The following is a 23,082-nucleotide window of genomic DNA, read 5'->3' as shown; positions in this document are numbered from 1 at the left end:
GGCGTCACTTTATGGCTGTCTCGCCCATGGGAGCCCACCGGAGGTCTCCCTACTGTTTCCGGCCATGACGAACACATTTCCCACCCCGGTTCCCCTGCCGGCCACCGCGGCGACCGACCTGAGCGGGCGCACCGCGCTGGTGACCGGCGGCGGCAGCGGCATCGGCCGGGCCTGTGCGCTGGCCCTGGCGCGGGCGGGGGCCACCGTGCACGTCGTGGACCGGGACGGCGCGGCGGCCCGGGCGGTCGCGGAGGCCACCGGGGGGGAGGCGCACGAGGTCGACCTCGCGGATCCGGCCGCGATCGACCTCCTCCCCGCCGACGCCGACATCCTCGTCAACAACGCCGGCCTCCAGCACGTCGCTCCGCTCACCGAGTTCCCGACGGAGCGCTTCGAGCTGATCCAGAAGGTGATGGTCACGGCCCCGTTCCTGCTGATGCGGCGGACCCTGCCGCACATGTACGGGCAGGGCTGGGGCCGGGTCGTGAACGTCTCCAGCGTCCACGGCCTGCGGGCCAGCGCCTACAAGGCCGCGTACGTCGCCGCCAAGCACGCCCTGGAGGGGCTGAGCAAGGTCGCCGCCATCGAGGGCGCCCCGCACGGCGTGACCAGTAACTGCGTGAACCCCGGCTACGTGCGGACGCCGCTGGTCGAGGGCCAGGTCCGAGACCAGGCCGCCGCGCACGGCATCAGCGAGGGCGACGTCCTGTCGAACGTGATGCTGGCCCGCTCGCCGGTCAAGCGGCTGCTGGAGAGCGAGGAGGTCGCCGCCGCCGTCCTGTGGCTCTGCGGCCCGCACTCCGGCTACCTGACCGGCATCTCCCTCCCGCTCGACGGGGGCTGGACGGCGGGCTGACCAGCCCCGGCGAGGAGCACCCCCGGCCCCCGCCCCCGCCCTCACTCGTACCGCCTGCTCCACCAGCCCCACAGCCGTACCAGTTCCACCAGCTCCGCCCGCACCACCGCGATCGTCCCGTCCCCCCTTCCGCCCGTTCGTGAAACCGGTGAACCATGTCTGACACCACCACCCAGCCGAGAGGCGGCATCGGCCGCATCGTCGGAGCGAGCCTCATCGGCACCACCATCGAGTGGTACGACGACTCATTCGATCAGGGCTAGGACCTGCGTCTTTCCGTGTCGCGAGCGGTGAGAACCAGCACGGGAGCAGAGCGTGCTGGTTCGAGCCGGAGGGCGACGGGTTCCGACCGCGATCAGGAGACGCGCTTGAGGGTCCAGGCGTTGTTGTTGAAACCGGAGTTGGGCCACGCGACGCAGGAACTGGAGTAGTAGGAACTGGTCTGGACCCAGCCGGCCGGGTAGTAGGTGGACCCACAGGCCTGGACGACGGTGCCTATGGGCAGGCCGGTGAGCTGCTTTATCTGCTTGATGTTCGGGTTGAAGTTCTGGGTGCCGCAGCTGGCGCTGTACCCCCAGCTGACGTCGACGTAGCCGTACGGCGTAGCGGTGCTCGCGCAGGTGGTCGTCACGTCACCGGGGGCCGCCTGGGCGGGCGCGGCGGCAAGGGTGACCATCGCGGCAGCAGCGAGAATCATGGTGGTCGTGCGGAAACGGGGCATGTTGGGCTCCTTGGACCGGAAAACGATCAGTGGAAAACGACAGCCCGTTTCTACGGTGTGTCCGCGAGTCGTAACAGTCTGTTTCCGGTCTCGGGGATCAGGCCACGACGACGGCCGACTCAGTCGAGAGCCCTACCAGCTCTCACACCAGCCCTGCGAAAACTCCCGGCACTCGGGCCTCCAACCGCTGAGCCTTTTCCATCTTCACTCTGAGCTGGTCAGATGCAGGGTGAGGACGGCCCGTACAAGGCTGGTGATGCGGGTGGTCGAGCATCGCAGTTTGCGCAGGAGTCACCAGGCTTTGGGGGTGGCGACTGCCTGTTCAACGAGGGCCCAGATCTTCGTGTGGGATGGTTCGCGGCCTTCTGGCCTGCCGAGAGGTTCTCCCACCGCCCCCAGCACGGGATACGGACCGTGCCGCCGGCACCTCGGTAGCCCTTGCCGGCCCACTACCGTATGCCGGCCTCGGCGAGCGCGTCGAGGATGCCGTGTTCGCGGGCCGCGCGGAGGTCGTGGACGGCTCCGGGCAGCGCGGGTGAGGCCCATAGCAGCCGGCCCAAGGGATCGGCGATGACCTTCACGCTCATGCCGTGCTTCTTGTGTTTCCCGGAGTGGAACGGCCGGTCCGCGGCCATGCGGTCGATGGGAAGGAGTGGGCCGTCCAGGATCAGGTACGCCTTCACCGAAGCGGCCCGCACCGCGTCGGTCAGGCTCGGGGCGCGAGCGGCCAGGAGCTCGACCGCCTCGGTGACGTAGCGGAATGCCGTCGTGGTACCGACGCCGAACCCGGTGGCGAGTTGGGCATAGGTGTGCCCCGTCCGCAGATGGGCAAGGGTGAGCAGGGCCTGACGGCCGGCGCTCAGGCGGCGCCACCGGAGCCGATCGCGCGGCGGTGGTGACGGCAAGCGGAGCGGATTGCCGTCCGCTGCGACCCCGGCGAACCGTTTGGAAGGCCATCTCCTCGATGGAGTCCTGTCGGCTGGGCAAGAGGGGGCTGGCTGCTCGTCGGGCCTTCGTGAGGTGGAACACGTCACCAAGCTCGCCGGGGCTGGGCCGGACTGCCCATCGGGCGGGTCTTCGACGGCGCGCCCCGCCTGGTGGACGGACGCGCCGCTGGGTGGAGCCTGACCAGGCAGGTAGGCGAGGAAGGCCGCTACGGAGAGATCGTGAAGAAGCGGTGACGGAACGTGGAACGCGCCATGAGGTCTCGGGTCGGTGTGTCTGCGTACTGGACACCGTCGGCCGGGCAACCCGTGGCCAGGCCGCTATTGGCGAGCCGCTCAACGGCGCGACTTCATGAGTCCGGCGGGTATGGGCGTCCTGTCGACGCGTGGTCTGCCGCCGCGCCCTCCGGTTCGGGGACGTTGTCACGTCGTCGAGACAACTCCGGCGACGCAGATGGGCGATCGAGCGGACCGCTGCCGCTGGCTCGGCCGTCGGCGCGGGCGTCATCCCCGCACGTGACGGACGTGTCCGGGCGGTGGCAGCCCGTCTGCGCCCCATGCTTCGCACGTCGGCCTCGGTGGGCGGCCGGATGCGTTCCGGGACCCTGGGCGAACACGGAGCGGGATGCTCGCGAGCACTGTTGCGGGCGGTGTGGTCCCCTGCACCGTGGGTGGGTACCGGCGTCGGCCGGTACCCACCCACGGTGCGAGAGGGTCAGTTGCGCCAGGTGTCGCTCAGCGTGATCTTGCCGTCGGTGGGGACGGTGGCGGTGCGGTTGGCGCCGCTCTCCCAGGTGACGTTGCCGGTGGCGTCCTTGCGGATGTACTTGTACTCGAAGGACGTGCCGGCAGGCAGCTTCACGTCGAGCTTCCACACCGGGTAGGCAGCGGGGTCGAGCTTGAGGGCAGCGCCGGGCGCCCAGTTGCCGAGGACCGCGTTGTTCCCGACGACGTAGATGTTCTGGCCGGGTACGGTGGTGGCGGTGACCGCGAAGGACGCGCCAGTCTCGGTCTGCTGGACGCCGCAGGGGTTACCCGTGCCGACGGTGCCGTTCTTGACGGTGACGTCGCCGGTGCCGAGGGTGTAGTCGGCGCCGTTGTTGCTGTCCCAGGTGCCGGAGCCGTTGTTGAAGGCCGCCTTGAGGCCGGTGGCGGAGCCGAGGGTGATGCTCTTCTTCACCCAGCCTGTGCACGCGCTCTCCATGGCGGCTCCGGGCGAGGTGGTCCAGGTGCCGCCGGTCGGAGCGTAGTGGATGTTGTAGGCCGACCAGTTCTTGTCGGTGCTGTAGTAGACGGTGGCCGTGTTGTCGCCCGGCTTGTCCGGGGCCTTCGCGCCGATGTGGAGGGCGACGGCGTCGTTGCTGCCGATGGTGGCGGTGAACTTGCCGTCCGTGCCGACGGTGTACGTGGTGCCGGTGCAGCCGCCGCTCGTGGTCGGGTCGCCGTGCTGGACGTCGCAGTAGGTACCGGCCGGGAGGGAGGTCTGGAAGGTCTGGGTGAGCGAGCCGCCCTCGTGGTTGACGGCGATGAACGCCTTGGTGCTGCGGCCGAAGGCGATGGCGTTGTTGCCGTTGTCCCACCAGTTGGTCAGGCCGGTGCCCTCGGACACGTTGCGGAAGGCCACCATGTTGGCGATCTGGCGCCAGGCGTGCTGGCAGCTCCAGCCGTCGCTGTAACAGGCCTGGACATTACCCCCGTTGGGGGCGCCGGCGTCCCGGTTGGCGAACTCGTAACCGGAGTGGACGGACGGGGCGCCGTAGGGGTGGGCGAGCATGAAGACGTGAGCGAGCGTGTAGTTGGCGCCGTCGCGGTAGCTCAGGCTGGAGCCGTTGCGTTCGGTGTCGTGGTTGGCGACCATGCTGCCGCTCTTGCCGGAGGGCATGTAGCCCCAGGCCTCGCCGAAGTTCTTCAGGTAGGACAGCTTCTCGCCGGACAGGATCCGCTTCAGGTCCGTGGTGTAGCGGAACTCCTGGACGTCGCCGGTGGCCAGGTACTCGCCGGGCGAGACGGCCTCGCCCGCGCCGTGGATGGCCTCCTGCATCCAGTGCACGCCCTGATCGGTGAGCTTGCCGCGGATGGCGGCGAGATCGTCGGCCGGTATGTGCTTGACGGCGTCCATGCGGAAGCCGTCGACACCCAGCGACAGCAGGTCGTTGAGGTATCCGGCGATCCTGCCGCGCACGTAGTCGCTGCTGGTCTTGAGGTCGGAGAGGGAGGGCTGTCCGGTCTCGCCGAGTTCGCAGTGCTGGACGTTGTAGCGGTCGGAGTAGTTGCTGCCGATGGGGCGGCGGCAGCTGTTGAAGTCCGCGTCCCCGTAGGTGCCGGGGTAGTTGTACTTGCCGTACTGCGTTCCGGCGGTGCCGGTGCCCGAGCCGGACGTCATGTGGTTGATCACGGCGTCGACGACGACCTTCACGCCCGCGCCATGGCAGGTGTCGACCATGTTCTTGAAGGCGGTGCGGTCGCCGAGCGGTCCGGCGATCTTGTAGCTGACCGGCTGGTAGGCGGTCCACCAGGCGCTGCCCTGGATGCGCTCCTGGGGCGGGGAGACCTGCACGAACCCGTAGCCCTTGGGGCCGAGGGTGCGGGTGCACTCGCGGGCGATGGAGTCGAAGTTCCACTCGAACAGGACGGCGGTGACCTTCTTGTCGCCGTTGGCGGTCGGCGCGGCCACCGCCGACTGGGCGGACGCAGTCAGGGCGGTGGTCAGGCCCAGGATCAGGCCGGCGCCCGCCAGGGCGGCGGTGGTTCGTTTTGGGGCAGGTGCGGTCGAGCTCATGCGGCGGCTCCCGAAGGGGTGGGGGTGGGGATATGGGTCGCGGAGGTTACGAGTCCCTCGTTCAGCAAAACATTGCTGTAACTTTCAGCAAGCGTCTGAAAGTTAGGGGTGCCCGCCGCACCGGGTCAAGACCTCCGACACGACCATTTCGGTCACCGACACCGGATCAGGAACCGTGCCGCCGAACCGCCTGAGCCCGAGGAACTGGGCCGAGGTGCACGCAAGTTCCAGAAACCCGGCTCCCCTGCCGGGCCGACAAGGCGTATCAAGAAGCCGGTGGCCGCATCCGAGTACCCTTCCGCTGCCACCGCCTCGAACGGCGGCAGCACCGACACAACAACACCCACGCCAAGATCCGCTGCCTCAGCGAACAGACCACGACCCCCCTGAAGGGCCGGCGCCTCCTACGAAAGCTCCGCTGCAGCACCAGCCGCATCACCGCGATCGTCCCGGCCGTCCTCGTCCCTCAACACGCCCCGGTGTGAGGTTGGAAAAAGCTCACTGTGTGGCTTCCTTTCCGGGTCCCGCTCACAGAGGCGCAGGTACGCCGCCGCCAGGTGGTGCACCGCCTCCCCGTCGTCACCGCACCGGCCCCGACGCTCGGCGGCGTCCCCTTCGAGCGCTCGGGTCGGAGCAAGCCCTGAGGTGCTCGCGAGTCGGTACGAGACGCAGCGGCGGTGGTGCCGACAGGTCGAGGCACATGGCGAACAGCACGCCGTTGTGGCCGGCCCGGCCGGTCGTGACGGCGTCCTGCCGGTGTCGGGGCTGGTTGTCGGGCTTGCGGTGGGAGGGTAGCGGACCTGAGGTGGACGGCCCGGCGTCGCTCGCGCGCGAGCCGATCGGCGAAGGCTCGTGCTCGCGGGCGGACCGCCGTGGCGTGCGTCGATGGCATCCGTCAGCGGAAGCTCCAACCGAACTCGACGCCGGCCGATACCCGTGGGCCTCCGATTCCCCACGACACTCCGGTTCCTCCCGTGAGGGTGCCGTCGCGCGTCGACGTGGTGACGGAGCCGTCGATCCCGACGCCCAGGTGGCCGGTGGTCGCGGAGAGGTCCTTGCTGATGGTCAGGGTCCCGGGTTCGTCGATGCCACCCTCGCTGCCCTTGACCATCTTGGCGACGCTGACGCCGGGTAGTCCCCAACCGCCCGACACCTTGACGGAGAAGCTCCCGCCGGGTCCGGCGGCGTCATGGCCACTGCAGTACTCGAACCCGAACCCGACGATGAAGAGCGAGACGGAGAAGGACGTGCACTCCATCACGCTTCCCTGCATGTTCCGACGGGCGGCCTCGCGCCGCTCGGCCACCTCACGGGCGCGCCGCTGCTTCTCGGCCTCCTGCCTCGCCTCTCGGTCGCGGTCGCGCATGGCGGCGCAGCCCGCGGAGGACGTCGACGCCCTCTCCGAGCACAGATCCATGCGGCCGAAGCCGCCTGGCTTCCTGTCCAGGGGGTTGTCGCAGCGCAACGGCCCGAGGCACCTGTGACCGTACGTCGACGACGGAGGCACGTTCTCGATCCTCAGCGGCGGACGGGTCAGACCGGTGTTGATGCAGCGGGCACCACCGGGCGAGTCGACCAGCGCGCAGACCGACAGACCGGTGCTGTCGTTGAAACTGGCCGGGTTGTTGTTCGCATAGGCGAAGCCGTTCAGGGACTGCGGGTCCATCGGATTGACCATCGGATCGACCGACAGGAACTTGCCGGTCCCTGGGTCGTAGTCGCGGGCACCGAGGCGGGTGAGCCCGGTGACGGCGTCCTCGGTACCGCCCACGAAACCCCGTCGACCCGGCAGGGCCGGCTGTACGGTGTCCGGCCCGGCGGCGACCCGCCGGGGAAGCCCGAACGGGTCGAGCCTCCGGCGGGTCGGCGCCAGCGTCACCGCGTCGACGGCGACGGTCCCCGTCCCATGCAGGTCGCTGACCTGGTAACTGACCCGCGTCCCGACCCGGACGGCGATGATCCGGTCCTTGCCGTCCGCGTAGTAACGGGTACCGCGCAGCCGGCCGCCGGTGGTGTCGGCGCGCAGTTCCCCGACGGGCAGGTGAAGGGTGCGCCCGCCGACGTCCCGGGTGATCAGCCGGGTTCCTTCGGTGTCGTAGACGTACGACGCCGTCCGCCCGTCCTCTTCCACGGTCGTCAGCCGGTCCTCCACGTCCCACGTCAGCTTCTGCGCCCTCCCGGAAGGACCGGGGCGCAGTGTGGTCGCTCCGGTGGGGCTGTACGCGTAGACCTCCTCGACGGGGGCTGCCGAGCCCGAGGCCGGGCCGCCCTTCGGTCCGGTCGTGGTCACCGACCGGACGGTGTGCGGCTGGGCCGTGCCCGGCTCGGGGTAGTGGTAGGTCCGGACGGTGTCGGTCGCACCTGCGAGGCCGTGCCGGGTCTCGGTGCGCCGGTTGCCCGCGGGGTCATAGGTGAAGCCGGCCCAGTAGGGCGCGGGCCCGCCGACGGTGCTCCCCGGCGCGCCCTGGCAGTCACCGGCCGGTGTCCACGCCTCCTTCGTGCGCCGCAGATGGTCGTGGACGAAGCACTGGGTGTCCAGGCCGTCCGGCGAGTCGCTGCGGATCCGGGTCACGTTGCCGACCGGGTCGTAGCCGTAGGTCGTCTCGTCCACCCTGAGCGATCCGCTCTCCCGCTCCGTCAGCGTGCGCTCGACCCTGCGCGTGCCGGGCTCGTAGTACGTGCTCTGCCACAGCGAACCGCCGTCTGGACCTTGCGACAGGCGGGCCGGCTCGCCGAACGCCGTGTAGTGCATGTTCTTGATGTACTGGCCGGCCGAAGAGGTCAGCGTCTTGAGCAGACCGAGGGCGTCGTAGCGGTACACCAGGGTCTCCGCGGGCAGGTCGCCGACCTGTGGCAGGCGCCGGCTGGCGAGGCTGCCGTCGGGGTGGTAGGCGGTGACCGTCTCGTAGCTGCGAGGCAGGCCTGCCTCGCCCTCGGGCAGGGTCAGGACCGTGCCGGTGGTCCGGTTCCCCGCGTCGTACCCGGTCACGACGGTGCGGTAGGCACCCTCGTCGGTGTGACGGACGGAGGAGGCGAGCAGGCCCTTGAGGGGGCGCCCGCTGTCGTCGGGGACGGTGTCGTACGTCCACTCCGCGAGGAGCGGGCCGTTCTCCGAGCCCGAACGGACGGCGGTGCGTCGTCCCAGGGCGTCGTAGGAGTGGACGGTCGTCTTCCCGCGCGAGTCGGTACGAGTGCGCAGCTGCCCGGCGTTGTCGTACGTCATCCGGGTGGTGCCCTTGTCGGGGTCGTGTGCCTCGATGCGGAGGCCGGACAGGTCGTGGACGTAGCGCAGCACGTTGCCCGCGGCGTCGGTGACCGTCTCGACCTCGCCGCCCTTGGCGTAGGTGTAGCTCGTGGTGTCGTGGGCGCCGAGCGGCTCCGTGCCGTGGAACTGGCGCAGCTGGGTGGTGCGGCCCCTGGCGTCGACGTACGTGGACGTGGTGGTGCCGCCCGCCGGCGGGACGACGTCCGTGTGGTCCCCGTGGTGCCGGGTGACGGTCCGCCACTCGCGGTCGGGGGTCTTGGTCACCGAGGCGGTCACCCGCTCGGCTCCGTCGTACTCGGTGAGCACCTGTGACGGGACTGCGATGGGATCGGCCTTCACCAGGTCGGGGCCCTGAGCGCCGGTCGTGTTGTACGGATTGTTGGTGTGCACGGCCAGGCCGCGCGAATCGTACAGCGTGTCGGTGACCACCCGGCCGCCGCCCCAGGCCGCCTTCTGTGTCTGGCGCGGCCTCAGCAGGCCGTCGTAGAGGGCGACCTGCGAGGTGTAGTCCCCGGAGCCGACGAGCTTCTCGGTCGTGACCGCGCTCGCCCCGTCCTTGCGCAGGAGGTACTGGAACCGCAGGTGCGGACCTTCGGAACCCTTGTCTCGGCCCGGTTTCCACACTGCGGTCAGCCGGCCCAGCGGGTCGTGCGACAGATCGGTGCGGCGGCCGTTCGCATCGGTGACGGTCTGCGGCTCGCCCCACTCGACCCGCAGGGCGGTGGTGGTCGTGTGGCCCAGCGGATCGGTGACGGTCGTGCGGTTCGCCGGTCCGGTCGTGGGCTCGTAGACGGTGGTGGTCCGATGTCCGAGTGCGTCGGTGGTCTCCACCGGCCGGCCGTGGACGTCGTGCCGGGCCTGCTCCTTGACGGCGTACTCGGGGACGCCGTCACGGTAGGAGACGACCCGCTCGGTCCTGGTCGGGTCACCGGTGGTCGGTGGGGCGCCCCACGCCGCTCCGTCGTAGAACGTGCGCTCGTCCGACACGGCGTGCTCGGGGTAGCGGGCGTTGGTGCCGCACGAGACGGCCACCGTCTCCTTACGGCTCACCAGGGACAGCAGCCACCGCGACGTGTTACGGACGTACCCGGTGCGCACACAGCGGTCGTCGGCGGCCGTAGCCGTGTCCCCGAGGTCGTCGGTCTCCGAGACCAGACCGTGCTCGTCATAGCGGGTGTGCACTTCGGCACGCCGCCACCGGCCCTCGTCCAGCGCGGTCTTGGTGACCACCCGGCCCGGCCGGACCATCGCCGCGGTCTGCCCGACACGGGCGGCGGTCTGCTTGCGCCAGGCGTCCGTGATGACGTCGGTGACCACCGGGCCGCCCGGTCCGCGTCGGGTGATCTCGCCGCGGAGGAAACCCTGCAGCCCGTCGGTGTCCTCCACCCGGCGGCCGTCCGTGTCCTCCAGCAGCACGGGAGGCTTGGTACCTCCGGCCGGGTTGAGCCGGTCTCCGTGCATGCCGCGGAAGTAGCGGTACTCCTTCTCGGTGCGGACCACGCCGGCGTCGGTCGGGTCCCCCTTGCGCTCCAGCACCCGTTCGTAGCCACGCCACTGGGACCACGTCCGGCGTTCCCGCGGGATCAGTTCGTTGTCGTTGTAGTGCCACGCCCCGCCGTCGAGATACTCGTAGGTGGTCACCTGGCTGGGCGCGCCCCCCACCCGGTCCGTCTGCACCACCTGCGCGACGACGTACTTGTGGAACCAGTCGTCCCTCGCCTGCCCCTGGTCATGGGCCCAGTTCACCGGGAAGCATCGCAGTGTGTTCGTCTCGGCGGTGGGCAGGGCCGAGGGACGGCAGTCCGGCGGTGCGTAGCCCAGACTCAACACGCCACCTGCCTCGTTGTGCACCGCGTGGAGGCGGAACTTGTTCAGCGGCGGAAGCCCGTCCGGAGCGGAGTCGACCCGGTTGGCCAGCGCCGCTCCGTGGAACTCGACCGGCGGCATGCTCACGCGTCCGCCGGCCACCCCCGTGTGGGTGACGTCACTCAGCCACAGGGCCGGGCTGGTCCTGTCACCCGGCAGCGGGAAGAGGTGGCGCAGCGACCACGAGTCGACATCGGCGTAGCCGGAGCCGCTGCGCACCTGGGTGGTCACTTTGGCCAGCCGCTTCGTCGTCCAGAAGGTGGGCGAGTACTTCTCCGGGCAGGACGCGGCCGTCGCGGCGCAGTTCTGGTCCCAGGGCACGTCGGGGTAGCTCTGCGAGGTGTGCTGCCCGCAGTCCGCGTCCGGTGCGCACCGGTCGGCCACCTCGAACAGGACACGGGCGGGGGCAGGCCCCTCCACGCCCTCCCCGGTGCCGTACTCGACGCGCTCCAACTGGCCGCCTCTGGTGTACTCCGCCTTCCCCTTGGCCATGTTCAGGCCGTAGGAGTTGGTCTCCTTGCGGTAGTGGTACGAGATCGTGCCGCCGTGCCGGTCCACGACGTGGTCGAGGTTCCAGCGCCACGCCCGCTGGCACCACGAGGACGCGAACGTATCGGTGTGGCACGGCTCGCCCGCGTCGTTGCCGAACACCGGGACCGTCCACGTGGACTGGCGCTCCGGCCGGGACCCGAAGAAGTACTGGGTGCCGTCCGGGCTGGTCACCTTCCAGTGCTCGCCGAACCGGTCGTCGTTGGAGGCCCCGGTGAGCAGTTCGATCCGCGAACCGTCGTCGTCCTTCGGCCGCCAGGCCCCCGACGCGTCATGGACGAACTCCGTCGCCCGGCCTCCGTTCACCATCGACACGTGGTGGTCGCCGGCCCAGCACTGGTCGCCGGTCTTCTTCCGCTCGTCGGTCGTGTCGTTGGCACAGGAGGCGAACGAGCGCGTGATGTAGCCGGGCCAGAGGTCCCAGCCCTCGCCTACCCAGGAGGGCTGGTTGTTGGCCGCGGCCACCCGGCCGTCGACCGTGCCGGTCGAGTAGCTCAGCGATACCGAGGGGTGCAAGCCGCCGGGAACCGGGGGAACGCGCATCGGGTAGGTCCAGGTGAACGTCCCGCTGTTCGCCGACACCTGCCAGTGGGCCGACGGCGCCAGGGGAGTGGCCTTGTAGTCGCCGGTCGCGCCCTCGGGGGCGGCCGCCAGGGCGACCCGGGTCGAGGGGCCGTGGAGGTCCAGCTCCGCTGCCACCCGGCCCGCCTTGAGATCGTTGCGCGTGGGCACAGGTGTCAGGGTGCGGCACTCCGCGCGTCCGGGCGTGCGGCTCGCGCAGGACGGGAGGGCGGCCAGCCGAAGCCGGGAGGCCCAGTCGCCGCCGAAGGCATGGCGGAACGAGGAGTAGTCCACCTCCACGGCCACCCGAGCGGCGCTCCGCCCGCCACCCTTTGCGCGGAGGTCGAACAGCAGGGCGGCGGGCAGGCCGGCGGCGGCCGCCGTCTCCCGGGAGAGGACCGTGACGCCGACCCGGGCGGGCGAGGACGCGTCGAGCGCGGGGTCGACGCCGCCGATCCACACCGGCGTCCGGCCCGCCTGCACGGCACCGGACGGACGGCCCGGAAGCCAGGCCGTCAGGTCCACGTCGGCTGTTTCGGCGGCCGGCCAGCTCACGGACGGGGTTCCCGTCCACTGTGCCGCGGCGGCCGGATCCGGGGCGATCGGCCGCACCCCCACCGGGGTGACCTCGACCGGGGCGTCGTGCTGCACGGGGCTGGGGGTCCCGCGTCCGGCTCTGTCCGCGCGCGGCGGCGCGGCTTCCGCGGGCAGGGCGGCGAGCAGGGAGCTCAGCACCATGGCTGCCAGCACGGTCGCGCGGGCGCGGCGCCACGTCCACGGTCTGCGTTGAGAGACGAGCCCGTCCATCGTGATACTCCGATCCAGCGTTCGGTCCGCAGTCAGTGGTCAGCAGTCGGGGAGGGGGAGCAGTCGGCGGTCGGGCGGCCGCGACGCCGGCTCGCCACCCGACAACGGTGGAAAGAGGCTGGTGTTCAGAGCCGACGCAACAGGTGCCCCAGCGGCATGTCGACGGTCTGGCCCTCGCACGAAGCGTCGGTCGAGTCGAAGCGCTCACCCGTGGCGGTCACCCGGCAGCGTCTGAGCTCGTAACCCGTGTCGTCTGGGAGCGCCCGGGTCCGGATCCATCCGAGCAGCCGGACCTGCCGCGCCCCCTCGCAGTCCGCCGAGAGCGAACTGAACGCGTCGGAGCCGTCCAGACACGCGTACAGGGGCCGCGTGTCGGGCCGTTCGACCAGGGAGAGCACACCGATGCGTCCCTCCGCCCGGTAGCCGGCCGGGACACCGCCCACGCTGCTCCAGTGGTCGCCGGGACGGTCCGGCTGCACATGGCGCACCAGCGGTGCGTACGCCCGCACATGCCCGAGACGGAACTCGGTCTCCTGGCCCTCGCAGCCGGGGTGCCAGGAGTCGAAGTGCTCGCCGGCCGACGTGCGGCACCGGTACAGCGCCACGGTCGCCTCGTCGGCCGGCGCGTTGCGATACACCGGACCGAGGACAGCCAGACGGCGGTGTCCCTCGCACTGGGGGTCCACGGAGGTGAACTGGTCCTCACCCGTCAGACACGAGTAGAGCAGCGCGGTGTCCGGTGCGCCCGCCGGTGCGAACCAGCCCAGTTCGTGCTCCATGTGATAGCCGGGCGGGGCGAGGCCGCCGCTGGCCGGACCGCCGGTGGTGACGTGCTCGCCGTTGTGGCCGAGATAGCGGTTCAGCCCGTCCCGGGCGAAGGGACGCCCCTCCCGCGGGTCCTCCGCCTCCTCCTCGATCTGCCCTGCCGTCCGCACGCCGGAGTGCACCCGGACGTCGTCGATCGATCCAGCCCAGTGCTCCGCCGCGGTTCCCCGCTCCTTGGCCCGGCCGATCCGCAACGCGCCCGAGGCGTGCCAGTGCTCCCCGGCCCGCCCCACCGCCTGAAGCGTGCCGTTCACGTACAGCCGCAGTTCACCGGCAGAGGCGTCGTACACCCCGGCGAGATGGGTCCATGCGCCGGACGCCGCGCCGGCCGGGGCGGAGGCCTCGTAGCGGAGCGGGTCGTCGGCATCGGACCCGGTGGTAGTGAACGCCCACCGCCGGCGCGGACCGTCGTAGCGGAGCCGGAACCCGCTGACACGGTCTCCGTCCTGGCTGACCGCCGTCATCGTGGTCATGCCCTGCCCGCTCGGCCGGACCCGGGCGCTGACGGTGAAACTGCCGTCCGTGCGCACCGCCGCCCCGCTGGTGCCGACGTGGTCGTCGACTCCGTCGAGGGCCACCGCGCTGCCGTCTCCGTGCCCGGGCCTCCAGACGGCGCCGCCGTGGGGCTCGCCGTGCCGGCGCATGCCGGAAGAGTCGGCGGTGCTCTCGGCGGTGTTCTCCTCGAAGGTCCAGCGTCCCTCCTCCACCGACGGTCTGGTGGCGAGTGCGTGGATGTCGCTGTCGACCGCGACCCGGTCCCCCACGGAGACCCGGCCGTCACTCAGTACCCGGTCGTAGAGCCGGACCTCGTCGAGCGCACCGGGCCAGGGGTCGACCGGTACACCGTTGAACCGGCCGCGGCCGATCTGCACCTGGCCGCTCGCGTGCCACCTGGTACGGTGCTCGGCCTGCCCGGCGAACCTGCCGTCGACGTAGAGCTTGATCAGCTGTTCGCCCGCGTCGTACACCCCGGCGAGGTGGGTCCACACACCCGCGCGGACGGGAATGTCCGACGACACCCGGTCGCCGCCGAAGTGGTCGATGTCCGATACAGGGACCGTGAATGCCCACTGCCGGGTGTCACTGCGGTACTGCAGGTAGAACCCGCTGGCGCGGTCGCCGTCCTGGCTGACCGCCGTCCGCCAAGGCCCGTCGAGCCGGTCCAGCCTCACCCAGGCGGCGACCGAGAAGCTGCCTCCGGTGTGCACGGTGGACCGCTCGCCCATGGCGAGGTGACCGGTGAGGCCGTCGAAGTGCACGGCGTCCCCCTCCCGCCCGGTGGTCCAGGCCGTCGGGCCGGGCGTAAGGGTCCCGTCCGCCCCGGATCCGACGGCGTCCGGGACCCTGGTGGCGGGCAGACGGCCGTCCATCCGCCAGTGATGAACCGGTGGGAAGCGTGTGGTGCGGACGAGGAAGTGGTACGTCGTCGGGCGGCTTTCGTTGCCGGCCCGGTCGATGCCGACGACGTACAGGTCGTGCGGTTCTCCCCGGCCGGGCGTCACCTCCACCTGGGCCTTTCCGTCCACCACCGCCGCCTCCTTGGTCGGGGGAGTGACCAGGCCGTACCGGAACCGCACGATGTCCGGGTCGCCGTCGGTCGACAGCGTGAAGCCGCCGGTCTGGCCCACACCGCCGCCCAGCGTGTCCGGTGGGTAGACGGTGGACGTGACCACCGGCTGCTTGTCCGGTGGCGTCTGGTCGACCGTCAGGTCGCACCACTGCGACCAGGGGCCGTGCGCCCGGCCGTCCCAGCCCCGTACCCGCCAGCCGATCCTGCTCCCGTCCGCGAACGTCCCGGGCGGGATGGACACCGAGAACGGCGTGCCGGACTCCTGCATCACCGTCGTCCGGGAGTCCACCCGGTGGTCACCGCGCACCCACCACTCGAACTCCGCCGCCAGCGGCCCACGGTCGGGATCCGCGAGGGTGGCCCGCAGGGTGGGGGTGGCGCTTCTCGTGTACGGCTCGTGGGGCTGCAGCCCGCAGCCGAGATCTCCGGCGGACAGGTGCTCCGGCTGGTCGGGGAGGGAGTTGTAGGTGACGATCAGTGTCGGGTCGGGGCTGAACTTCTTCCAGGCGTACCGGTCGCCCTCGTCCTCGGCCCGCAGCATCAGCGTCACGAACGACCCGCCGCCCACGGCGTCGACCGCGGCAGGGGTGACGTCGAAGCCGATCCAGTTGGCCGGGCAGGATGCCGAGTAGCCGTGGGCCACATGGTGGGTGCCCAGGTGGCGGATGCCGGGCGGCTGGTTCTCCCATGTCGTCCACGGCTCGACCACACCGGTCTGCCACAACTGGACACCTCGAGGTGAGCACGAGGGCGCATGGGATGCGAAGGCGTTGAACTCCGCCCGCACGACCTGCTTGCCGGCCAGAGCCCGCAGATCGTACTGGAAGAACGACCGGGCGAGCACCGTCGGTCGTTCCCACGTGCTGTATCCGACCTTGGCGATGCCGTCTCCGTCCCCCAGCCAGTACGACTGGTCCCGGTATCCGTCCGGAACGCCGTAGACCAGCGCCCATCCGCCCGGGCCCGACGACCATTCAGGGTCGATGGTGACCGGGAACCGGGTCCGCGGGTCGGCCAGCAGCTTCGTGTCGGGGAAGAGGGTGAGTGTCGTCCCGGCCACCTTCACCGGCATGGTCACCCGTCGGCCGGTGGCGGAGGTCTTGCCCTCGACCTGCGGACCTGCGGGATCTTTCCCCGGCGCGTCCCACATCTGTGGTGCGGGCGCGCGGAGGACCGGCCGACCGTTCTCCTCGGCGGCGGTGAGGTTGCCGGCGGCATCGACGGTGACGGCGAGCCCCTCGGTCCGCAGCCCGAACCGGATCTCCGCCAGCGCCGGGTTGAGTGCCGCCGAGCGGTCACGCACGACGAGTGCGTGCGAGAACCCGTCTGCGGTCGCCCGTAGGCTCAGGTCCACACCGGGCAGGACGGCGCGATAGGTGGCGGTGTCCCCAGCCAGTTCAGGTCGGGGCAGGGGTGTCGGCCAGCCCAGCTCCAATCGCCTGCCGGCGGTCGAGTAGCGAACGAGTGGGCCGGTGCCACCGCCCGAGAACTCGAGGGCGGCGGCCGCCGCCACCGGGGTGACCGACCCGTCGGACCGGGCACGCAAGGTGGTGTCCAGGTTCCGCCAGCCGGACTCGTCACGCGCCCGGACCGGGCGTAGGTGCTGCTCGAGGGTGAAGGTCCCGTCCGGATTGGCGAAGACCTGAGCGGTCGGCGTTCGTTCGCCGAGCACCTCCGCCTGCCGACCGGTCGACCGGGCCCGCGCCGAGGCGGCCGCCGGCCCGGAACCGGCCGGTACCGCCGCGGTGGGACGCCCACCATCTGCCACGGTGGCGGACGATGGATCCTGTCCGACGACGACGAGCAGTGTCAGCAGGACATGAACGAAGCCGAGCCGAACCGTGTGCACACCCAAACTCTCCCGCCGCCCAGACTGCGCCGACACCGACATGACCATGCGTCACTCAACGTAACCGGGAGGGAGGTGTCGGTGACTTGATCGGGCACTAAACCACCCGTATCGACGATCTTCGTCATCTGGGGCGACTCCGACAGGTCACGGACGGTGAGCCTGGTGACCAGAGCAGTCGGCAGCGTCGCGCCAGGCGCCTGGAGAGGCCGCCACCTCCAGACACCCGATGTCGCTTTCCTGGAAGAACCCGAGCTTCTTGGGGCAGTAACTCTGGAGGATGTTCTTCGTCTGACGGTGGTACACGCCTCGCATGGCCGCTGACCAGCGGGGTCAGGCACGAATTGACCAAGCGGCAGGCGGCTGGTCCACGTATGGCCCGGATCTTGGTCGGCGCGGAGTGGACCTCCGACCGTTGGCCCGTGGCGGCGGCGCGTCGACACACCAGCGAGAGGCGAGCCGAAAGGTCGCCACGGAGCATGCCTCGATCCAGCGCGCCCCGAGGGAGCGAAGTGGGCTTTGCGCACGGTCCAGGCCGCACACTCGCCGTCGAGATGAGCTGTGGCGGTCATCGTGTCCGGCTGTTCGGGGGACCTGCGGGCCACATCCGCGCCTCCTCACCCCGGTGCGGGCATCCCTGCGGGAAACGAAGGAGAGACCGATGCCGCTCTATCTGTCGAGGTTCAGCTACGCGCCGGAGACCTGGGCACGGCTGATCGGGCACCCCGAGGACCGCGCCGAGGCCGCTCGGTCGTACATCGAGTCCGTCGGCGGGAAGCTCCACGGCTTCTGGTACGCCTTCGGTACCCACGACGGTTACAACCTGTGGGAAGCTCCGAACAACGTGTCCATGGCTGCGGTCGCGCTGGCGATCAGTGGGGGCGGCGCGCTCAGCTCGTTCGAGACGACCGTTCTCCTGACCGTCGATGAAACACTGGAGGCCCTGGGCAGAGCCGGGCACGTCCGGTACCGGCCTCCTGGCGCGGAGCGGTGAGTCGCCATGGTCTCCGTCCGGGTGCTCTACGCGTCTGAGCATCACTCCACCCAGGAGATCGCCGACCGGATCGGTGAGCGGTTGCGCCTGAGGGGGCATCATGTGGAGATCCAAGCGCTGCCCACGTCCTCCGAGGGGCAGCGGCCCTTGCCGGGCGACGCGCTCGTGCTGGGCAGTGCGGTCCATGACGGCGCCTGGCTGCCGGCGGCGGAGGGCTTCGTCAGAAGCAACGCCGATCGCATGGGCGATCAGCCGACCTGGATGTTCAGCGTCGGCATGGCCGCGGCTCTGCCCGGGCCGTTGCGCCGACTCGCCGAACGCAAGGTGCAGCCGCGCATCGCCGCTCTCGTCGAGGTCGTCCGTCCTCGGGACCATCGGCGCTTCTCGGGCGTGATCCGGCGCGAGCACCTCGACCGGAAGGGTGCGTTGTTGTTCCGGTTGCTTGGCTGCCGCTACGGGGACCACAGGGATGGGGCGGCGATCGACGCCTGGGCGGATGACATCGCTCGGGAGCTCGAAGCCTGACGATGGCGGTGCGCTGAGAAGGGGATGTCGTGACGGCGGCGCCTCACCATAGAGTGGGCCGGATGAACTGTCCTGGGTTGCCCGTCATTCGGTGACGCGGACCGCGAGGGCCGGGCGGATGGCCGCCGCGCGCCGTGCTGGTCCGATGGTGGCCAGGAGCGACGCGACGAAGGTGGCCGCCGCCAGGCCGCCGACGCTGGCCCGTTCGACCGGGAACCCTCCTTCGAGGCTTTCGAATGCTGCGCTGTTCCGGTTCATCAGCCAGGTCGTCAGCACGCCCGGCAGGGATCCGAGCACGATTTCCCGCCACCGCGACGAAGGCGCTTTCCCCCAGGAAGGACGGCTGCAGGGTCCGCGCCCGGAAGCCGAGGGCCCGCAGGATGCGTCGACACCGCCGACGAGGGCCTGCGGACCCTGCGCCGGGACGCGGTGCCTGATCGCCGCGGCACTCCCGCCCCACGCACTCGCCGACAGCGCGCACAGTGAACTCGCCCAGGGGTGCCGGGTCTTGGGGATCCCGGCGGAGGCGGCCGCCGGCGGTTCCACGCGCGGGCGGGACGACAGCCATCCGTACGTCCATCTCGACCGCGACTTGTGCATCGTGTGCGGCCGCTGCGTTCGGATGTGCTCCGACGTCCAGGGCACGTTCGCGCTCACCCTCACCGGCCGCGGTGCCGACACGGTCGTCGCCCCGGGAACCGGCGGCCCCTGGGCCACCTCCGACTGCGTGTCCTGCGGCGGCTGCGTCGACACCTGCCCCACGGGGGCTATCACCCAGCCGGGCCCCGGCCGGGGCCTCACCTCCCGGCGGGCCCCCGCCGACCGCGTACGCACGATCTGCGGCTACTGCGGGGTCGGCTGCGCCCTCGACGTCGTCGTCCGCGAGGACCGAGTTGCCTCCGTGCTGCCCTCCGGGGACGGCCCCGTCAACCGGGGTTACGCCTGCGTCAAGGGCCGTTTCGCTTACGGATACCTCGAGTCGGCCGAACGTCTCACCGAGCCCTTGGTCCGTGAGAACGGTGTCCTCAGCCCCGCCGGTTGGGACGAAGTGATCGCCAGGGTCGCCGAGGGCTGCGCGCCGCCGTTCGGGGCGGTGGCCCCGACGCGGTCGCCGCGATCTCCTCCGCCCGCGCCACCGACGCGGGACGATCCCCGCGGGTGCAGGGAGCAGAGCTGCACGCGGGGGCAGCCATACTCGTTCGCCGGACCCTCCCTGCGAGGCGGGAGGCAGGACCGGGAGACAGCCGCCCACGCGCCGTGGCGGGGCCCAGCCCCACGGGCGCGGAGAGCAGCGCTGCCCCAGCCTCGCCACCGAGTGGATCTGAGGGCCGTCCTGGGCACGTCGGCTCGTCGCCGCAGCGGCCGAAGGCGAACCAGGCGGCCTTGTCGCGGGGCCCGCGGACGAACGACCTTCAGGCGGTCTCCGCAGATCACTGCCCGTTCTGTTTCCCGGCTGATCCCACGACCCGTCGCCGTTTCGACGGAGGAGGGCCCAGGTGATTGGCCTGTTTCACCCATCAGCACGGGACGGATGCGATTCACTACGGATACGAGCATGAGCAGTGAGTGACGGAGGCCCTGATGTCCGACCCGATGACGATCCTGGCCATGACGGGGGCCACCACTGTCGTGGCCGCGATGGCCACCAGTGTGTGGGAAGGCACTCGGGACCGTGTCGTGGACCTGTTCCGGTGCCGTGACGAAGACCAGGGTGCGGTGGTGCGCGCCCAGTTGGACGGTGACGCCGAACTCGTCCTGGGCGAGGGGGACGACGCCGACGGTGTGCGCGATGACTTGGTACGCCCCTGGGCGCGCAGGCTTGCCGCACTCCTGCGGGACCACCCCGAAGCCGCCGAGGAACTGCGAGCCCTCGTCGGGGACGACACCGCGCCTCGGGAGGGGGACACGTGGTCCCAGCACGTCGTCGCTCGCGCGGGCGGTGCCGCGTTCGGGGCACAGGGCCCCGGCAGCAGCATCCACGTCCACCACCAGCCGGCCTCCGGGGACGCCCCGGCGTGAGCGGTCGGGACCCATCCGCACGCCAGCACGTCAGCGCCGAGGGCGGCTTCGCGTACGCGGTGGTCGACGGTGACATCCATGTCTACGTGGACGGACTGCCTGTCTACGTCCTGGAGAACTGGCGTGCCGTTCCGGAAGCCGATCCGGAGTGGCTGCGCGAGCTGCCCAGCCGCATGCTCAGCGCCCGGCACGAGATCGTGCCGTTCACGGGGCGGGCCGAGGAGCTCGCCGACCTGCGTGCCTGGCGCGACTCGGGGCGCAGACTGGCTGTCCGGTGGCTGCAGGGTCCCGGAGGGCAGGGCAAGAGCCGTCTCGCGGCCGCCTTCGCGCGGGAGACCCTCGCCGACGGCTGGAAGGTGGTCAGGGCGGTCCACGGACCCGGCAACGTGCTGGCTCCGCCGACCGCAGACGAGAGCGTCGACCTGCGGACCGACGGCGCCCCCGGGCTCCTCCTCGTCGTCGACTACGCCGACCACTGGCCCCTGCCGCACCTGACCTGGATGTTGAGCAACCGGTTGCTTCACCGGCCGGCTCTGCCGACTCGTGTGCTGATGCTCGCCCGTTCCTCCGACATGTGGCCGGCCGTGCAGGCCACGCTCAGCGACGTGCAGGCCGCCACCTCCACCCGGCTCCTCGGTCCGCTGCCGGGCGGGGACGGCAGCGGACTCCGGGCGGAGATGTTCCGCGCCGCCCGTGACGCCTTCGCCGCCGTCCACGAAGCGGAGCACGGTCCGGCCTTCGCCGCGCGGGTGCCTCCGCCGATGCCCCTGGAGGACGACGACTTCGGGCTGACGCTCAGCGTCCACATGGCCGCCCTGGTGGCGGTCGACGCGCTGGTGAGAGGTGAAGCCCCGCCCACGGACGCCGCGTTCCTGGTCACGTACCTCCTCAACCGGGAGAGGGCGCATTGGACCCGGCTCCACACCCAGGACGCGGGCCGCCGCTCGGCCGCGGTCGGGCGAGTGTGGGCCACTGCGCCCGAGGTGATGAACCGGACGGTGTTCGCCGCCACCCTCACCGGACCGCTTCCCCGGCAGACCGCTCTCGACGTCGTCAGCCGCGTGGCCGCGAACGCTCCGGCCGTGACGCACTCCGCCGAGCGGACCGTCGCGGACCACACCGTCTGCTATCCGCCTGCCGATCCCCACCGGGGCGCCGTCTTCGAGCCGCTGCTGCCCGACCGGCTCGCCGAGGACTTCCTCGCCCTCACCCTCCCCGGGCACACCGCGGAGACCGCCTACCCGTCCGCGCCGTGGGCCCCAGCGGTCCTCGGCACGCTGCTGCCACACGGCCCGCACGAGCGGCCGGCGCCGTGGGCACCGCGGGCGCTGACCTTCCTGGCCGCCTCGGCCGCGCGCTGGCCGCATCTGCGCCACGGCCATGTGTACCCGCTGTTGCGGCAGGCCCCCTGGCTCGCCGCGGCCGCCGGGGGGCCGGCGCTCAGCACCCTGCTGGCCCTCGACGACATCGACACCAAGCTGCTGGAGGACATCGAGGCAGAGCTGCCCAGGCACGAGAGCGCCGAATTCGACCCACCCCGTACCGCCCTCGTGGAACGACTGTTCCCCCACTGGACGGCGACCTCCGACGACCCGGACCGGCACGCCGCGGCGTACGAGTCGCTCGCGTTCGCGCTGACGGGGGCCGGACGGCTGCTGGAGGCGCTCGCAGCCACCGAGAAGGCCGTCGCACTGTACGAGACCCTGGCGGCGCGGCATGCGGAGGTGTTCACGCCGGACCTCGCGAGGGCACTGCACAGCTTGTGCGGTCTTCTCAACCACCTCGACCGGCTGCCGGAGGCGGAGGAGGCGGGCCGCCGCGCGGTCGAGCTCAGGCGCAGACCGACACGGATCCACCACCAGGACGATCAGCGCTACTGGTTGTCCGACGCCCTTGCCGGCCACGCGGCCGTACTGCGCCAGTGCGGACGGGACATGGAGGCACTGCGCGCGCAGACCGAGGCGCTGGAACTGGTCACCCAACTCGTCCATGAGCATCCCGGGGTCTACGAGGACACGCTGGGTCTCCAGTTCCTCAACGTCGGTGTCACCCTGATGGCAGCGTTGAGGGAACCGGCCGCCCTCGCTGCGACGCACGCGGCGGTCCTCCTCCTCGACCGCAAAACCCGCAAGGGGCTTCCTGTACGCGAGGGTCCTTTGTCGACCGCCCTGACCAACCTGGCACGTTTCCTGCTGAGAATGAGCCCGGAAATGCTGTCCGAGGTCGATTGGCGAAGGTGGGCGGTGGGGGCGAGTGCCCGCGCGGTGGACATCAACCGGCGGCGGGCCAAAGCGAATCCGTTCCCGCTGACGGACGACCTCGTCCAGTCCCTGCGTGTCCACGCCGACGCGCTTGAGGCGGCGGGCCGTCACTCGGCCGCCCGTACGGTACGGGACGAGGCGAACCAGCTCGCCTACGCGCCGCCTGCCTCCAGCCGCCATCTCCCTCACGTCGAGTATCACCGTCAGGAGTGGGAGGAGGTCGTGGACGCCGTGGAACTGGCGGTGTTCCGTCACATCGCCCGTCACGACGCGCGTGGATACGGCGCCCATCTCCTGCCTCGCCTCGAAGCCGCCCTGCGGCGGGAAGGCGCGGCTGAGATCCCCTTGCTGGAGGAGATCGCCGATCTGTACCGGCGCATGATCCCCTACGGCACAGGGCACCGGTACCTGCTCAGCAACACCTACGTGTTGATCGGTCTGGCACATGGGCGGGCTGACCGACGGCTGGAGGCCGTCGGAGCGTTCGAGCGCGCCGTGGAGGCCGACCGGCAACTCGCGGCATCGGACCCCGGACAGTACCGCGGTCACCTCATCGACCACCTCTACATGCTGGCCGCCCGCCAGAAAGCGGCCGGCCTGCGCCACGAGGCGCGTGCCAGCCGACGTGAGGCCCGACGTCTCCGCTGGGGCCTGCGCACGCGGACAGTAGTGCTGTGAGCCTTTTCCGTCC

General features: G+C 71.0%; 11 protein-coding genes and 2 pseudogenes. 7 read left to right on the top strand and 6 right to left on the bottom strand.

Going from position 1 to position 23,082, the window contains the following annotated elements; all coding sequences use genetic code 11:
• The first annotated feature begins 64 nt into the window (after positions 1-64).
• Positions 65-856 (top strand): 3-hydroxybutyrate dehydrogenase, encoded by a 792-nt coding sequence (locus tag ABFY03_RS03555; RefSeq protein ID WP_346169135.1) that lies wholly within the window; start codon positions 65-67, stop codon positions 854-856.
• A 355-nt stretch (positions 857-1,211) separates the two neighbouring features.
• Here ABFY03_RS03555 and ABFY03_RS03550 read toward each other — a convergent pair whose 3' ends face one another.
• From ABFY03_RS03550 to ABFY03_RS03540, 3 genes and pseudogenes are all read right to left on the bottom strand, one after another.
• Positions 1,212-1,577, bottom strand: coding sequence for a hypothetical protein (locus tag ABFY03_RS03550; protein ID WP_319012624.1), 366 nt, complete (start codon positions 1,575-1,577; stop codon positions 1,212-1,214).
• A 204-nt stretch (positions 1,578-1,781) separates the two neighbouring features.
• Positions 1,782-2,482: pseudogene (locus ABFY03_RS03545) on the bottom strand (transposase family protein).
• Between the two features lie 754 nt (positions 2,483-3,236).
• Positions 3,237-5,300 (bottom strand): carbohydrate binding domain-containing protein, encoded by a 2,064-nt coding sequence (locus ABFY03_RS03540; protein WP_346169134.1) that lies wholly within the window; start codon positions 5,298-5,300, stop codon positions 3,237-3,239.
• A 263-nt stretch (positions 5,301-5,563) separates the two neighbouring features.
• Between ABFY03_RS03540 and ABFY03_RS03535 the strand changes: the two are divergent.
• Positions 5,564-5,785: pseudogene (locus ABFY03_RS03535) on the top strand (IS5/IS1182 family transposase); the annotation flags it as partial.
• A 410-nt stretch (positions 5,786-6,195) separates the two neighbouring features.
• Here the strand turns inward: ABFY03_RS03535 and ABFY03_RS03530 are convergent.
• A complete protein-coding gene (locus ABFY03_RS03530) occupies positions 6,196-12,279 on the bottom strand; it encodes an RHS repeat-associated core domain-containing protein (protein WP_346169133.1) in 6,084 nt (2,027 codons plus the stop codon).
• Positions 12,280-12,473: 194 nt separating this feature from the next.
• Positions 12,474-16,046 (bottom strand): LamG-like jellyroll fold domain-containing protein, encoded by a 3,573-nt coding sequence (locus ABFY03_RS03525; RefSeq protein ID WP_346169132.1) that lies wholly within the window; start codon positions 16,044-16,046, stop codon positions 12,474-12,476.
• Positions 16,047-17,253: 1,207 nt separating this feature from the next.
• On the opposite strand from ABFY03_RS03525, the gene ABFY03_RS03520 reads away from it, so the two are divergent.
• Complete coding sequence (locus tag ABFY03_RS03520; RefSeq protein ID WP_319012621.1) at positions 17,254-17,586, top strand: GYD domain-containing protein; 333 nt, start codon at positions 17,254-17,256, stop codon at positions 17,584-17,586.
• 6 nt (positions 17,587-17,592) lie between these two features.
• Positions 17,593-18,111, top strand: a complete 519-nt coding sequence (locus tag ABFY03_RS03515; protein WP_346169131.1) for a flavodoxin domain-containing protein — start codon at positions 17,593-17,595, stop codon at positions 18,109-18,111.
• Between the two features lie 84 nt (positions 18,112-18,195).
• Here ABFY03_RS03515 and ABFY03_RS03510 read toward each other — a convergent pair whose 3' ends face one another.
• Positions 18,196-18,408, bottom strand: a complete 213-nt coding sequence (locus ABFY03_RS03510; protein WP_346169130.1) for a hypothetical protein — start codon at positions 18,406-18,408, stop codon at positions 18,196-18,198.
• A 325-nt stretch (positions 18,409-18,733) separates the two neighbouring features.
• On the opposite strand from ABFY03_RS03510, the gene ABFY03_RS37885 reads away from it, so the two are divergent.
• The 3 genes from ABFY03_RS37885 to ABFY03_RS03495 are packed head-to-tail and all read left to right on the top strand — an operon-like array spanning position 18,734 to position 23,069.
• The gene (locus ABFY03_RS37885) at positions 18,734-19,681 is read left to right on the top strand and encodes a 4Fe-4S binding protein (protein WP_386723761.1); all 948 of its coding nucleotides are present in this window, start codon (positions 18,734-18,736) and stop codon (positions 19,679-19,681) included.
• Between the two features lie 11 nt (positions 19,682-19,692).
• Positions 19,693-20,130 (top strand): hypothetical protein, encoded by a 438-nt coding sequence (locus ABFY03_RS03500; RefSeq protein ID WP_346169129.1) that lies wholly within the window; start codon positions 19,693-19,695, stop codon positions 20,128-20,130.
• Positions 20,127-23,069: a tetratricopeptide repeat protein gene (locus ABFY03_RS03495; RefSeq protein ID WP_346169128.1), complete on the top strand. Its 2,943-nt coding sequence runs from the start codon at positions 20,127-20,129 to the stop codon at positions 23,067-23,069. Before ABFY03_RS03500 ends, ABFY03_RS03495 begins: the two co-directional genes overlap by 4 nt.
• Positions 23,070-23,082: the final 13 nt, after the last annotated feature.

This window comes from Streptomyces roseofulvus (assembly GCF_039534915.1).
Classification (GTDB): domain Bacteria; phylum Actinomycetota; class Actinomycetes; order Streptomycetales; family Streptomycetaceae; genus Streptomyces; species Streptomyces roseofulvus.
The sequence above is the reverse complement of the archived record's forward strand: the minus strand, read 5'-3'. Positions and strand labels throughout refer to the sequence as shown.